At 65.9% G+C, this 14,410-nt stretch carries 15 protein-coding genes; 5 read left to right on the top strand and 10 right to left on the bottom strand.

Features of this window, described 5'->3' with window-relative positions; all coding sequences use genetic code 11:
• Positions 1–12: 12 nt before the first annotated feature.
• The 8 genes from MKK62_RS03190 to glmU form a co-directional block, all read right to left on the bottom strand.
• On the bottom strand, positions 13–1,323 hold the full coding sequence (locus MKK62_RS03190) for a PPE family protein (protein WP_240262445.1): 1,311 nt from the start codon (positions 1,321–1,323) through the stop codon (positions 13–15).
• A gap of 377 nt (positions 1,324–1,700) precedes the next feature.
• Positions 1,701–2,276: an aminoacyl-tRNA hydrolase gene (pth, locus tag MKK62_RS03185; RefSeq protein WP_240262446.1), complete on the bottom strand. Its 576-nt coding sequence runs from the start codon at positions 2,274–2,276 to the stop codon at positions 1,701–1,703.
• A gap of 3 nt (positions 2,277–2,279) precedes the next feature.
• The gene (locus MKK62_RS03180) at positions 2,280–2,936 is read right to left on the bottom strand and encodes a 50S ribosomal protein L25/general stress protein Ctc (protein ID WP_240262447.1); all 657 of its coding nucleotides are present in this window, start codon (positions 2,934–2,936) and stop codon (positions 2,280–2,282) included.
• 130 nt (positions 2,937–3,066) lie between these two features.
• Positions 3,067–3,936 carry an oxidoreductase gene (locus MKK62_RS03175; protein ID WP_240262448.1) on the bottom strand — a complete coding sequence of 290 codons (870 nt, stop codon included), beginning with the start codon at positions 3,934–3,936 and terminating at the stop codon, positions 3,067–3,069.
• 38 nt (positions 3,937–3,974) lie between these two features.
• Positions 3,975–4,625: an LpqN/LpqT family lipoprotein gene (locus tag MKK62_RS03170; protein ID WP_240262449.1), complete on the bottom strand. Its 651-nt coding sequence runs from the start codon at positions 4,623–4,625 to the stop codon at positions 3,975–3,977.
• Positions 4,622–4,987 (bottom strand): arsenate reductase (glutaredoxin), encoded by a 366-nt coding sequence (gene arsC, locus MKK62_RS03165; protein WP_240262450.1) that lies wholly within the window; start codon positions 4,985–4,987, stop codon positions 4,622–4,624. The genes MKK62_RS03170 and arsC overlap by 4 nt, the downstream gene beginning before the upstream one ends.
• A complete protein-coding gene (locus MKK62_RS03160) occupies positions 4,988–5,968 on the bottom strand; it encodes a ribose-phosphate diphosphokinase (protein ID WP_240262451.1) in 981 nt (326 codons plus the stop codon).
• A gap of 44 nt (positions 5,969–6,012) precedes the next feature.
• Positions 6,013–7,566, bottom strand: a complete 1,554-nt coding sequence (glmU, locus tag MKK62_RS03155; RefSeq protein WP_240262452.1) for a bifunctional UDP-N-acetylglucosamine diphosphorylase/glucosamine-1-phosphate N-acetyltransferase GlmU — start codon at positions 7,564–7,566, stop codon at positions 6,013–6,015.
• 120 nt (positions 7,567–7,686) lie between these two features.
• Here glmU and MKK62_RS03150 point away from each other — a divergent pair, with 120 nt between their 5' ends.
• Positions 7,687–8,088, top strand: coding sequence for a PAS domain-containing protein (locus MKK62_RS03150; protein WP_240263848.1), 402 nt, complete (start codon positions 7,687–7,689; stop codon positions 8,086–8,088).
• 10 nt (positions 8,089–8,098) lie between these two features.
• On the opposite strand, the gene MKK62_RS03145 is transcribed toward MKK62_RS03150, so the two are convergent.
• Entirely contained in the window at positions 8,099–8,752 is a 654-nt protein-coding gene (locus MKK62_RS03145; protein WP_240262453.1) for a TetR/AcrR family transcriptional regulator, read from the bottom strand.
• 133 nt (positions 8,753–8,885) lie between these two features.
• Positions 8,886–9,560: a TetR/AcrR family transcriptional regulator gene (locus MKK62_RS03140; RefSeq protein ID WP_240262454.1), complete on the bottom strand. Its 675-nt coding sequence runs from the start codon at positions 9,558–9,560 to the stop codon at positions 8,886–8,888.
• A 324-nt stretch (positions 9,561–9,884) separates the two neighbouring features.
• Between MKK62_RS03140 and MKK62_RS03135 the strand changes: the two genes are divergently transcribed.
• The 4 genes from MKK62_RS03135 to MKK62_RS03120 all read left to right on the top strand — a co-directional run bounded on the left by MKK62_RS03135 (position 9,885) and on the right by MKK62_RS03120 (position 14,178).
• Positions 9,885–11,102 (top strand): PPE family protein, encoded by a 1,218-nt coding sequence (locus MKK62_RS03135; RefSeq protein WP_240262455.1) that lies wholly within the window; start codon positions 9,885–9,887, stop codon positions 11,100–11,102.
• A gap of 247 nt (positions 11,103–11,349) precedes the next feature.
• Complete coding sequence (locus MKK62_RS03130; protein WP_240262456.1) at positions 11,350–12,048, top strand: PIG-L deacetylase family protein; 699 nt, start codon at positions 11,350–11,352, stop codon at positions 12,046–12,048.
• Positions 12,045–12,593, top strand: coding sequence for a dTDP-4-dehydrorhamnose 3,5-epimerase family protein (locus MKK62_RS03125; protein WP_240262457.1), 549 nt, complete (start codon positions 12,045–12,047; stop codon positions 12,591–12,593). The genes MKK62_RS03130 and MKK62_RS03125 overlap by 4 nt, the downstream gene beginning before the upstream one ends.
• A gap of 67 nt (positions 12,594–12,660) precedes the next feature.
• Positions 12,661–14,178 carry a sugar transferase gene (locus tag MKK62_RS03120; protein ID WP_240262458.1) on the top strand — a complete coding sequence of 506 codons (1,518 nt, stop codon included), beginning with the start codon at positions 12,661–12,663 and terminating at the stop codon, positions 14,176–14,178.
• Positions 14,179–14,410: the final 232 nt, after the last annotated feature.

The following is a 14,410-nucleotide window of genomic DNA, read 5'->3' as shown; positions in this document are numbered from 1 at the left end:
ACCCTTGCCTCGTCAGTCGTCGAACGCCGGGATCACGAAGATGGTGGCCGCCGCCGGGTCCGCCTCGGCGGTGACGACTCCGCCCAGTGGCGATGCGATCGGGGCACTGCCGATCGAGCCGGTTGCGCTCGCCGCCACGGCCCGACCGGCCAGGCTCGACAACGCCATCTGGCCGAAGATCTCGCCCGGGCTACCCGCGAGTGCTGCCTCTGGGGCACTTGCCAATTCGGTCGATAGCGCCTGTGCGACGTTGCGGATTTCCGGTGCTGCCTGCGCCCAGCCCTGCGGCACCGACATGTTGCCGACCAGCATCGCGCGGCCCACCGACCCCGACACCGGCGCGGCACCATACCCCGCCGAAGTCAGATGCGGGCCGAGCTCGCTGGCCAGCGGCGCCAGGGCCCCGGTGATCGGCTTCGGACCGGCCAGGAACGCGGCGGCCGCCTGCCCGTTCTGCCCCCACGAGTACGCCTGGCCGAACGACAGGAGCGGACCGCCCGGAATCGCCGTCCAACCCTGCAGTGAATACGGACCGGTGAGCGCGGAGAAGATCGTGTTCCAGTTCGTCAGGTCAGTCTGCAGTCCGGGCGGCAGCGTCAACGATCCCAACTGGGGCAGCGAGAGTCCCGACAGCAGGTTCGTCGACCCCGTGGTGGGCGATTGCACGAGACCGTTGGCCAGGTTCTGCAACGCGGTCGGTAATGAGTCGATGAATTGCGTTATCTCCGTGCCGATATTCGACGCGCCGGAGGAGCCGGCCTGAGCGGCCGCCGCCGACTGTTGCGCGGCGCCAGCCGAGTTGGTGGTCTGGGGCGCGTCGGTGAACGGCGACAATACCGAGGCAGCGGCCGCGGAGCCGGCGTAGCCGTACATCGCCGTCGCGTCCTGGGCCCACATCTCCATGTAGTGGGTTTCGGTGGCGGCGATTGCCGGGGTGTTCTGGCCCAGTATGTTCGTGGCGATCAGCATCGCCAGCAGCGCTCGGTTCGCTTCGATCACCGGTGGCGGCACGGTGGCCGCGAAGGCTGCTTCGTACGCCGCGACTGCGGCCTTGGCCTGGCTTCCTGTCTCCTCGGCTTGTGCCGCAGTGGTATTCATCCAATCCACGTAGGTGCTGGCCGCAGCTGCCATGGATTGTGACGACGGGCCCTGCCACGACCCGGCGGCCAAGCCGGAGACGGTCGACGCGTAAGCTGCTGCCGTCGAACTCAATTCGGACGCCAGGTCATCCCAGGCTGCCGCAGCGGCGAGCATCGGCGCTGCTCCGGGACCGGAATACATTCGCCCGGAATTGATTTCGGGCGGCAGGAATCCGAAGTCCACGCTTGTTTACCTCCGGTGGCACGGCCGATCTCGATGATTTCCGGCGACGTTGCCGCGCACGACTTTTCGAATATCAGCTCGTCAGTCGTACGTGAGCGATCGTGCTGTCGCCATGTTCGCAAGACGTTCCCCGGGCGTAACGCGCGCGAAAATTGGCATTCACTCTGCGTCGAACTGCGTTGTGAGGGCGTCGTTGAAACAGCTGTTCATCCGCGCTTCGGCGAGCCGCGGGCATTCCATGTCGGGCCATCGGCCCGGAACAACCGATTTCGCAGCCCCGACACAGCTCGAGGGCCTGGCCGACGGCGGAAGAGTTGAGCCGTTGGGACGGCTGCGCGTGAGTTCTGTGTAACCCTGACTTTACGTCGAAGCGACGATCACCAGGCGTGCACCCGGTTCTGGGCAGGCTCCAAGCCGAGTTCGATCAGCAGCTCCGTGGCGTCGGCGGCCTGTTCACAGATCGTCGGCACCTCGGGCCGTTCCGTGGCGGTGAAACTCTCCAGCACGAATGCCGCTGGGTCCTTGCGTCCGGGCGGACGGCCGATTCCGATCCGGACCCGCTGAAAGTCTTTGGTACCGAGCGCATTCGCCACCGAACGCAAACCATTGTGGCCACCCTCGCCACCGCCGAGCTTCAGCCGGATCTGACCGAAGTCGATGTCGAGCTCGTCGTGAATGATCACGACGTCAGCGGCAGGCACCGAGTAGAACTTCGCCAGCGGACCCACCTGGCGTCCGGACTCGTTCATGAAGCAGCGCGGCTTGGCCAACACGATCGAACGGCCACCAAGTCGGCCGGTCGCGACCTCTGCACCGGATCGCTTGTGCACCTTGAAGTTCGAACCGATCCGGGCGGCGAGCCGGTCGGCAACCATGAACCCGAGATTGTGCCGCGTCTGGGCATAGTTCGGTCCCGGGTTGCCCAGACCGACCACCAAAAGCGGTCCGGCCACGGCTTATTCGGATTCGGACTCGGCTTCGGACGCCTCGCCCTCGGTGGCCTCGGCGGCGGGCTCTTCGCCCTCGGCAACCTCGCCGGCGCCCTCGGCTTCCAGGTCCTCCTCAGTCGGCGCGACCACCACGTTGACGACCAGGGTCTCGGGGTCGGCGACCAGGCTCACACCCGACGGCAGGTCGATCTGGCCAGCGGTGACCTGGGTGCCCGCTTCGGCGTCCTCGACCGACACGGTCAGCGACTGCGGGATCGACAACGCGTCCGCCTCGATCTCGATGGTGTTGGCTTCCTGGGTCACCAGGGTGCCAGGCGCGGCGTCGCCGACGACCTCGACGGTGACCTCGACGGTCACCTTTTCGCCGCGGCGCACGACGAGCAAGTCCGCGTGCGTGATCGTCCGGCGGATCGGGTGGATGTCGAGCGCCTTGGTCAGCGCCAGCTGCTCCTTGCCCTCGATGTCGAGCGCGAGCACCGCGTTGGTGCCCGAGTGGCGCAGCACCGCGGCGAAGTCGTGGCCGGGCAGGTTGAGGTGCTGCGGGTCGCTGCCGTGCCCGTAGAGCACGGCCGGGATCCAGCCGTCGCGACGAGCCCGGCGGGACGCGCCCTTGCCGGTTTCGGTCCGTACCTTGACGGCGAGCTGGTTCTGAGACTTGGCCATTGATGTCGCTCCTGTGTGAGATACCGGGGCACGGCCAGGAGTCGCGACTGTGAGTCGGTCTCCGTCGATAACGGCGGCTCGCTCGAGCCGCCCTCGCCGTGACGCGAGGTCAGGCTAGCGCATCAGCGGCTCAGAGGGGAAATTTGGTGTCGGTCAGCCGCTCGGACAACTCCCACAACGCGGCGGCAGTGGCGTCGCGTTTGGCCAGTGGGCTGCGGCCCACCGGCTTGCTGCGTCCGAACATGCCGAACGCTGGGCCGATGAAGCTGTTGCCGGGAACATCCTGCGAGATGGCATACAGGGTCTGACGGGCGCCGAAATCCGCGTCGGTCGCCAACCGGTTCCCCAGCCCCATAAGTCCGTCGACCAACTTCTGGCCGGAATGGCCCTGCAAGTTGGTGTGCGAGTAACCGGGGTGGGCGGCCACTGCCCGCACCGGGGAACCCGCCGTCTGCAGCCGACGCTGCAGCTCGCTGGTGAACAGCAGGTTGGCCAGTTTGGACTGGCCGTAGGCGAGCCAAGCCGAGTAGGGCCGCGACGTCCAGTTCAGGTCCCGCAGGCTGATGTAGCCGATGTAATGCATCAGCGACGACACAGTAACCACCCGATCGCGGATCTTGGGCAGCAGCAGATTGGTCAGGGCGAAGTGGCCGAGGTGATTGGTGCCGATCTGGCTCTCGAACCCGTCGGCGGTAACGGCGTGCGGGATGGCCATGATGCCGGCGTTGTTCACCAGCACATCGACGTCGCTGTCGATCCCCTCGACGAATTGCCGCACCGACGCCAGGTCCTGCAGGTCGAGTCGGCGGACTTCGACATCGCCGGTCATCTCCCGGGCGGCGGTCTCGCCCCTACCGGGGTTGCGCACCGCGAGGATCACCTGGGCGCCGACGCGAGCGAGCTCGCGGGCCGTCACCGCGCCAAGTCCACTGTTCGCCCCGGTCACGATGGCGGTGCGGCCGGCGAACGAAGGCAGATCCGCTGCTGTCCACGATGTCATGGATGACACAGTAGTGCGGCCGCGCCGCGGGCCGGGAGTTACTTCGCGGCGACAGTGAAGCCGCGGATGATCGCCTCGACGTCGACCGCGTCGGCGACCGCCTTGTCGGCCAGGCTGGTCACCGCGAGCTGAATCAGGTACTTGTCCGCGTCCTCACCGCCGGCGTGGGCGACGACGATCCGGTTGATGGTGTGCAGGCGTTGGTCGCCGAGGTTGTAGCTGCCTTCGATCATCGACGACGGGAAGCCGTGGAAGTCGGCATTGGACGCCTCGAGCTGTTTGAAGTTCTGGGCTAGCCGCGCGTCGTCGTTGCCGTGCTTGACCAATTCCTTCGCGTCGAATTCCCCGCCCAGCTTGAACACGATCAGCATGGCGTTGGGAAAGTTGTCGGCCTTGGCGATCAACTCGGTGGTGGGCGGAATGTTGGCTCGGTTCACCCGTTGCCAGCCCGCCGGAATGGGAATGGAGATGGTCAGATCGGTCACCTGGTCGGGGGCCACGGGCGAACCGGACACCCCATTGCTTTCCAGGTATTCCGAGAACGGCACCGGCTTCTCGGCCGGTGCGGCACTGGTGGTCGTCGGGGTGGTCGACCAGATTGATTGGTAGTCGGGGCTTTTCGGGCCGCATCCGACGACTGCCAGCGCGCACACGCCCAGTGTCGTAGCGATTTGTACCAGCGGCCTCACAAGATCTCGCGGACCGCGTCGACCGGACGAGCCAGCCGCGTACCTTTCGGTGTGACGACAAACGGCCGTTCGATGAGGATGGGGTGGTCGGCCATCGCGTCGAGTAGTTGATCGTCGTCCGCATCGGCCAGATCGAGCTCGGCGTACAGCGATTCGCGTTTGCGCACCGCTGCGCGGACGTCGATACCCGCGGCACGGATCATCTCCGTCAGCTCGGCACGCGACGGCGGGTTCTTGAGATATTGCACGACCTCGGGCTCGAATCCGCTGGCGCGTAGCAATTCCAGGGTTTTGCGCGACGTGCTGCACTTGGGGTTGTGGTAGATCACCACGGCGCCATCGCCCCGAGAAGTCGGGACCATCTAGGCGTCGCCGTCGAAAAGACCGGTCACTGAACCGTTTTCGAATACCGCGCGGATCGTGCTCGCCAGTAGCGGGGCTATGGACAGCACGGTGAGTTGCGGGAAGCGCTTGTCCTCGCCGATCGGCAGTGTGTTGGTCACGATGACCTCGCGGGCACCGCACGCCGCCAGCCGCTCGGCGGCCGGGTCGGACAGCACGCCGTGGGTGGCGGCGATGACGACGTCCTTGGCGCCGTCGTTGTGCAGCAGCTTCACCGCGCCGGCGATTGTGCCGCCGGTGTCGATCATGTCGTCGATCAGCACGCAGGTCTTGCCCTGCACCTCGCCGACCACCCGGTTGGAGACCACCTGGTTGGGGACGCGCGGGTCGCGGGTCTTGTGGATGAAGGCCAGTGGCACGCCACCCAGCGCGTCGGCCCATTTCTCGGCGATGCGCACGCGGCCCGAGTCGGGGGAGACCACGACCATGTTTCCGTCCGGGTAATTGTCGCCGATGTAGCCGGTGAGCAGATTCTGCCCGCGCATGTGGTCGACGGGCCCGTCGAAGAAACCTTGGATCTGGTCGGTGTGCAGGTCCACGGTGACGATCCGGTCGGCACCGGCGGTCTTCAGTAGGTCGGCGACCAGGCGGGCCGAAATCGGTTCGCGCCCACGGTGTTTCTTGTCCTGCCGGGCGTAAGGATAGAACGGCAGGACCGCGGTGATCCGCTTGGCGCTGCCCCGCTTGAGGGCATCGATCATGATCAGCGATTCCATCAGCCAGTCGTTCACCGGCGCGGGGGCCGACTGCAGAACAAAGGCGTCACAGCCGCGTACCGACTCGTTGAAGCGCACGAAGATCTCGCCGTTGGCGAACTCGCGCGCGGTCTGCGCGGTGACGTGGGTGTCGAGTTCCTTGGCGACTTGCTCAGCCAGCTCAGGGTGGGCCCGGCCGGAGAAGAGCATCAGATTCTTGCGGTTATCGGTCCAGTCGTAGCTCACGTGCTGCCTTTACTGATTCGAATCGGATCGCTGCTGTAGGAATACTAGGTGGTCGCTGCCGGGCCGGAAGACGACTCATCGCCGTCGGCGGGTGTCTGTCGTCGCCGCTCCTCAGCATCGCTCCGCTCTGCATCGTCGCCGGCGGGCGTCGATCTGCGTGCCCGCTCGGCCGCCTGCGCGGCGGCGCTGCCCGGCCGCTTGCGTTCGACCCAACCCTCGATGTTGCGTTGCGGGCCGCCCGAGACGGCCAGTGCGCCGGGGGGAACGTCGTCGCGCACTACCGTTCCGGCGCCGGTGTAGGCGCCGTCGCCGACGGTGACAGGCGCCACGAACATGGTGTCGGAGCCGGTGCGCACGTGTGAACCGACGGTGGTGCGCTGCTTGGAGGTGCCGTCGTAGTTGACGAACACACTGGATGCGCCGATGTTGCTGTGCTCGCCGATGTCGGCGTCACCGACGTAGGTCAGATGCGGCACCTTGGTTCCCGTGCCGATCGTGGCGTTCTTGGTTTCGACGAATGCACCCAGCTTGCCCTCGGCGCCCAGGGACGTGCCGGGCCGTAGGTACGTGAACGGGCCGACCACCGCGCCGTCTCCGATGGCGGCGTCCGAGCCGTGGGTGCGGACCACCGATGCGCCGTCGCCGACGGTGACGTCGGTCAGCGTGGTGTCCGGTCCGATCGCGCAGCGTCCGCCGATGCGGGTGCCGCCGAGCAGTTGTGTCCCAGGCTGGATGACGGTGTCGCGGCCGATGGTGACGTCGACGTCGATCCACGTCGTTGCCGGATCGATGACGGTGACGCCGGCGAGTTGATGGGCGGACACGATGCGACGGTTGAGCTCGGCGGCTAGCTCGGACAGCTGGACCCGGTTGTTGACCCCGGCCACCAGCGAGCTGTCGTCGACGTGTCGGGCCTGCACCACCTTGCCGTCCTGGCGGACGATCGCGATGACGTCGGTCAGATACAGCTCCTGCTGGGCGTTGTCGGAGGACAGCCGGCTCAGCGCCGAACGCAGTGCCGCGATGTCAAAGGCGTACACGCCGGCGTTGACCTCGCAGATCTCCAGCTGGGACGGCGTCGCGTCGGCCTGCTCGACGATCGCGATCACCTCGTTGTCCTGGGTGCGCAGGGTGCGGCCGTAACCGGTCGGATCGTCCACGGTGGTGGTCAGTACGGTGGCCGCGGCGCCGCGGGTGTTGTGCGCGTCGACCAGATCGGCCAGCGTGTCCGCGTCGAGCAGCGGCACGTCGCCGGAGGTGACCACGACGACGCCGTGGAAATCGTCGGGTAGCGCCGTGAGTCCGCAGAGCACGGCGTGGCCCGTGCCGAGTTGCTGCTCCTGTATCGCCGTTTCGATCGGGCGGCCGAGGGTCTGGGTCAACTCGGCGACCGACTGCTCGATGCGCTGGTGGTCGCGGCCCAGCACCACGACCAGGTGCTGCGGGGCCATCTTGGCGGTGGCATGCAGCAGATGCGCCAGCATGCTGCGGCCCGCCAGGGTGTGCAACACCTTTGGGACGTCTGACCGCATCCGGGTGCCGGCGCCGGCCGCCAGGACGATGACCGCGGATTCGCCGTGCTTAGTCGTCCCGGTCATGCAACCCTCCCTCGCAGTGTGTCGCCACCTGTTCAGCGTGTCATTATGCGCACGCCTGCGGCAAAACAGACCGGCAACGCACATTCGGCGATGGACGCCGCGATGGACAATAATCAAGCAGTGGACCGACGACGAACTGCGCAGGCCAGCCGATCTCCGGCGGAGGTGCTCCGCGAGTTGCCCGCGTTAGTGCTGCTGGAGCGGATTCCGGTCCCTACCCTCGCGGTGCTGCAAGACGGCACCATCGTGTTCGCCAACACCGCCTTCGCCGAGATTTTGGGCCGGGACGCCGACGAGGTCGTGGCCTTGAGGTTTCACGACATCTTCTACGGGGCGCTCGAGACGGAATCGGTGCTCTCCGTCGTCGACGGGCTGGCCAACATGATCGTCGAGTTGGCCCATAAGGACGGCTCGACCGTGCGGGCGCTGATGAGCAGGTCCGCGATGCGGCGCGCCGATGATGCCATCGCGCTGGCGACCTTTCAGGACTTGACCGAGGAACTCTGGGCCAGCGGGCGCTGACCGGTCGGGGCTACTCCTCGTGCTCGACGTGGCGCAGTGCCTCGCGCGCCAGGAACTCGCGGTAATAACCCAGCGACGCCTCGGTGACGATCGCGGGAAACAACAGCTCCCACATCTGTGTCAGCCGGCGGACCAGGTCGTTCCCGTTGTCCGTGCGCTGGCCCACCATCCGGGCGCCAAAGGTGGCGCCGACGATCGACTCGCTGACCATCAGGGGGTCCAGGTCTTCCCGGATGTCGCCTTCGGCGATCGCCCGCCGGGCCTCGGCGGTCATCGCCTCGACCCACGCCGCATACGCCGCGCCAGCGTCCTTGTTGAACTTGCCGAAGGCCAGGCTCAACTGCTCTGCGGTGCGGACCACCTTGTTGGTCGCGTACAGATCCGCGGTGACGAAGGTGCCATGCAGGATGTTTTCCAGCGCGGGGGAAAACGAGTCCGACATCGCGCCCAACTCGGCGACCACCAGGTTGGCGCCGTCTTCTATGATGGCGGCGGCAAGCGACTCCATTGAGTCGAAGTGATGGTAGAAGGCGCCTTTGGTCATTCCAGTGCGCTCGATGATCGCGCCACGGTCGGCGGCAGCGAACCCGACTTCGGTGAATACGTCGACTGCCGCATCGAGAATTTTTCGCCGGGTCGCTTCCGACCGAACTTGACGGGCCATCGTCTAGTACCTCCGGAGTTCCGCTAGTGCGCTCAACTTCCGGACCGTCGGTTTCGCACTGACTCGGCGGCAAAGCCTAGCAGGAGCACCGCGGGTTCACGGTCGGTTGGCCGCTCGGTGAAAGCGGTGTCTGTCACGTCGATCCCGTCAGTGCCGAGGTGCTCGCGATCGCGATGGTGGTGCGCCGCCCGATGAACTGACGGAAGTAGTCGATCCGCTCAGGACGCACGAAACCCGGCAATAGCAGCGTCCACGTCTGCTGGAAGTCACGCAGGAAGCGCTCGGGTTCGTCCAAGTTGGAGGTCTGTCGCAGGCCCATGTACGTCGACGCGACCAGGCGGCCCACCTCGACCGGGTCGCAGTCCGGCAGCACGTCGCCCTCGGCGATACCGCGTTGCACGGCGACGGTGAGATTGTCGATCCAGCTTTTGTGCAGCTTGGTTTGCAGGCCCTCGACCCGCCCGATGGACTCGACCAGGTGCAGCGCCGAGCGCGACATGTCCTCGCTGATGTCGCGCAGCGCCAGCTGATACGAGAAGTCGATCAAGGTTTCGAGCCCAGACAGCTTGCGGGCCAGCAGGTCGGTGATCGCCTCATCGGACCGGGTGATGTGGTCTTCGATGATCGCCAGCGCGAGCGCATGCTTGGACCGGAAGTGGAAATACATTGCGCCCTTGGTCAATTCGGCTTCGGCGAGCACGTCGTCGAGGCCGACTTGGTGGTAGGGCAGGCGCGCGAACTGTCCGGCGGCGGCGCGCAGAATTTGATGGCGGGTGGTATCCGCCCGTGTGTCGGTCGTCTCGGTCATAGTGTGGGCCACCTCAGAACGCTCCCGCCGCGAAGCTCCTCCACGGGCCCCTTGGTCTCGAGGCGTCGTTGATCGAGCTTAGTCCAATTGCGATTTGCAGTCGCGATCGACGCGACTCGAAAGCCACCCCTGAGTCGATGCACTGTGACCAACTCTAGCAAGACTTACGGTCTGTTCAAGCCTATACATGATTCAAAAAGTATGTAAAACTGCTGACATGCAGATGGACGGTCTGGGGGTATCTGTCAAGCGGGACTGGCTTCTATCGTCCCACGCGGCAGGTTGGCAAGCTGCCCTCCGCAACTGTGTGCGAGGCGATTCGTAATGTTCGGTTTCGAGGCGCTGCCCCCGGAGATCAACTCCGGCTTGATGTACACCGGGCCGGGGGCGGGGCCGATGGCGGCCGCCTCCGCGGCCTGGGACGCATTGGCGGACGAGCTTTACCTGGCGGCATCCGCCTACGGATCCGCGATCGCCGATCTCACGACCTCCTGGCTCGGACCTTCCTCCGCATCGATGGCCGCCGCGGGCGCCACCTACGTAGCGTGGATCGGCGCGACAGCTGTCCAGGCCGAGCAGGCCGCCGCGCAGGCCAAAGCGGCCGTCGCTGCCTACGAGGCAGCATTCGCGATGACCGTGCCGCCACCGGTGATCGCCGCCAACCGTGCGCTGCTGTTGGCGCTGATCGCGACGAACTTCTTCGGCCAGAACACCCCGGCCATCATGGCGACCGAGGCCGCCTACTTCGAAATGTGGGCTCAAGACGCTGCCGCGATGTACGGATACGCCGCCGCCTCGTCCGCCGCCTCGACCATGGCGCCGTTTACGCCGCCGCAGCCCACCGCCAACTCGTCGGGAATCGCCGGAATGGCCGCTGCGGTGACACAGGCGGCGGGCACACCGGTCGGGACGGTCGCGCAGACGGTTTCGCCGCTGGGCTCCGCCGCGGCAACGCCTAGCGCCGCGCAGGCCGCCGCCGCTACTGCGGCAACGTCGACGACATCGACTTCACCGCTGGCGTCGTTGACGACATCGACGTCGACGTCGGGCACCGCGTTGACGGCGGGGACGACCGCGGCGTCGGGAGCCACGTCGGCTGCCTCGATGTTGACCTCGGCGGTCTCGATGCTCAGCTCGTCCGGGTCGCTGGCGAATACTTTGGCGCCGGCGACCGGCGCGCTTGGCGGCGGATTCCCGATGTTCAAGTCGTCGCTGGATATCGGCGCGACTCCCGGTGCGGGCGTCGTGGGTTCGCGCGCGGCCGCAGTATCGGCGGCATCCGCGCGTGCGGCGTCGCTGGGTGCGTTGTCGGTGCCGCCCGGCTGGACCTCGGCTGCGCCGGCATTCAGTCACGTCGCCTCGGCCATGCCACCAGGCAGCGGGCTGCCGATCGCTCCATTAGCGCCGGCGAGTAGCCCCGCCGGCCCGATCGGGGCCCCGATGACTCAGGCGCCGCCGGCACAGGGCAGCGCCCGGTCGCCACTTGCCGCTCGTTACAACTACCGCCCAAGCATGGTTCAACGGCCGATCTACGCCGGCTAGCCGGATCGAACCTGGCGGCCCCGGAGGCACCGCTTTACGCCAGTCTCAAACCACTAGTTCAAGAAAAGTCTTAACATCATTCAAAACGTATGTATACTACCCAAGAAAGTAATGATCGGTTTGATCCGTGTCGGCGACCAAGCAGCCGTCGCCCGAAGGTAGGAGGCGCAGTGCACACTCCTTCGTCGGCAGCTGCGCGGCGGCAGACCTTGACGCAAGATCTGCGCCGCTGGACGGGGCGCCCGACATGCTCGCGCTGACACCGGTGAACCTGAACGCCATCGCGGTCGTCGGCGCGAACTGCTCCGACATCGCCGTCGGCGCCGGGGCAACGCTGATGGAAATCGCCTCCGACAAACCCGATCTCGTGGTACACGCTCTGGTACTGACCGGTGGCGCCACCGAGCGCGAGGTCGAGGAGAAGAACGCGTTCATCACGTTGTGCCCCTCGGCGGACGTGCGATTGACCGTCGCTGACCTACCCGCCGGTGAGCTCGGCACGAACCACCGCTGGGCCAAACAAATCCTGGCCGACTTCCGCCGCGACTGCGAGCCGGACATCGTGTTGGGGCCGCACACCGGCGACGGTGAGAAAGACCGCGAGGTGCTGGCCGATTTGATTCCGACGGCGTTCAGCGAACACCTGATTCTCGGCTACGAGATCCTCACGCCCGACTCCGACTTGCTCAATCTGTCGCTGTATCTGCCGATTCCGACCGAGACGGCACATGAGAAAGCGCGGCTGATCGCCCAGTGCTACCTGTCTCAATCGCGTCGCAGATGGTTCGACGACGAGGCGTTCCTCGCTTTGATGCGCGTCCGCGGGGTGCAGTGCAATGCGCGTTACGCAGAGGCCTTCGCGGTAGAGAAGGCCGCATCGGGTTCGGGTGTCCGGCGAATGAGCGAAGACGGTGAAAAGGGTACGGACAGAGGAGGGTTCGAGTGAAGTACACACCGACTGACGTCGCCGGCGTGACGATCGTCGACATCGAGCCGGCCCGCGACGACCGCGGATTCGTCTCACACTTGTTCTGCGCCAACGAGTTCGAGAAGTACGGCCTGCTGTCAGGTGTCGCGCGAGTCGATGTGGCTTACAGCTACGCGAGAGGGACGCTGCGCGGTATCCATCGCCAGGTACCGCCCAACGTCGAGGCCAAGTTGGTGCGCTGCACCCGCGGCGCCGTCGTCGCCGTTGCGGTGGACGTGCGGCCGGAGTCGCGCAACTACGGCGACCACGTGATGGTGCAGCTGAGCGCCGACAATCGTCGCGCGCTGTTCCTTCCCCCGTTCATCGCACACGGATTCCAGACTCTTGCCGACAACACCGAAGTCCTCTATCAGGTCAGCGGTGCCTACGACACTGAAGAAGAACAGGGATTCCGATGGGACGATCCGCAATTCGGGATCGACTGGCCGTTGCCGGTAAGCGTGATCTCCGACCGGGACGCGAGCTGGCCGCTGCTGGCCTCGGTCGGGAGAGCGGCCTCGTGACCATCCACCACTCGAACACAACGCCGTGCCGCCATTCGACGACCCGCCAGCCAGGAAACAGGCCGTTATGACGATCTCGATCACGCCGAACGTTCCTCTGCAGAAAACCCTCGCGCCGCCCGTGCTGCCTGAGACGCAGAGCGTCACTTCACAATCTGCCCGTCGGTGGCAGTACCAATACTCGCGGCGCCTGCGCCTCACCGATGCGGTGATCGTGTGCGCCGCGGTCGCCCTCGCCCAGTTCGTCCGATTCGGTGACTCACCGCATGCGTCGGTCTACAGCGGCGAGATGATGACGGTGTTCTCCGTTGTGTTCGCCGCGCTATGGCTCACCTCGATCACCGCGTTCCGCGCACGCTCCATTCGCATCATCGGGGCGGGGATCGAGGAATACCGGCGCATCGTCAGCGCCTCGTTCTGGACGTTCGGGATCATCGCGATGGTCACCCTGCTGGCGAAGATCTTTCTGGCCCGCGGCTACCTGGCTGTGGCGCTACCGGTGGGCACGCTCGGATTGCTGGCGAGCCGCGCGCTGTGGCGTTACTACATTGCCGGCCAACGCGTTCGCGGTAAATACCAGACCATGGTGCTCGCGATCGGAGATCGCAAGGGCGTCTTGCACCTCATCGAGGAGTTGACCCGTAATCCCCGAGCCGGCTACGTGGTCGTCGGGGCCGGCATCCCGGGTTACGGGCCGTCGCGTGGCAAAGCCCTCGCGGTCAGGGGTCAACAGATCCCGATCCTCGGTGACGAGTCCCACGCGCTCGCCGCAATCGCGCGTTGCAAGGCCGACACCGTTGCGCTGACGGGAACCGAACGCTTTGGAGCACAAGGGATTCGGCAGCTGATGTGGCGACTGGAGACCATGGATGTCGACCTGGTGGTGGCCCCCGGGGTGATGGATGTCGCCGAGGGTCGGTTGGCGCTGCGACCCGTCGCTGGCTTTCCGCTCCTGCATGTGGAGAAACCGCAGTACCAAGGGGCCAAGAGCTTCCAGAAACGCGCGTTCGACTCGTGCTTCGCACTAGCCGCGCTGATCGGGACGGCACCGTTGCTCATTGCGGCGGCGATCGCCATCAAACTGTCCAGCAAGGGGCCGGTCTTTTATCCCTCGGAGCGGATAGGCCTAGATGGAAAGCCGTTCACCATGCTCAAGTTCCGCACGATGGTCGACGGTGCGGACCGACAGATTCCGCAATTGCTGGCACTCAACGAAAGTGAAGGCGGAGTGCTGTTCAAGATCCGCGAGGACCCCCGCGTCACCTCGGTGGGCAGGATCCTTCGCCGGTTCAGCATCGACGAGTTGCCGCAATTCATCAATGTGCTCAAGCAGGACATGAGCGTGGTCGGTCCGCGGCCGCCGCTGCCACGGGAAGTGTTGCAGTACGACGGCGATGTCAAGCGCCGCCTGCTGGTCAAGCCGGGTGTCACCGGCCTGTGGCAGGTAAACGGACGCTCGGATCTGCCGTGGGAAGAATCGGTGCGCTTGGACCTTTCCTACGTCGACAACTGGTCGATGGCGAGCGACTTCCTGCTCATCGCAAAGACTCTCAAGGCGGTCGTAGCCAGCGACGGGGCATATTGATGAACGACCGCACACTCGGCCGCAGCGTCTTTTCCCACTGCGGCCTCGATGACAGGTCCCTCCACTCGGCCGGTGTCGGCCTCGCTGCACAGCAGGCAGCCGAGCGCGTGACCCTCGAGTTGGCGTGGACCTCCCCGAAACGCCCGGGCCGCGGTGTGCCCCCGCCGCGGTCCGGGCTTCGACGGAATTCGTCATGAAAGGTGATTCCGCTAACGGTACGCCAACTACGTTG

It is taken from the genome of Mycobacterium paraterrae (assembly GCF_022430545.2).
Taxonomy (GTDB): domain Bacteria; phylum Actinomycetota; class Actinomycetes; order Mycobacteriales; family Mycobacteriaceae; genus Mycobacterium; species Mycobacterium paraterrae.
This window is presented reverse-complemented; position numbering and strand designations above follow the sequence as displayed.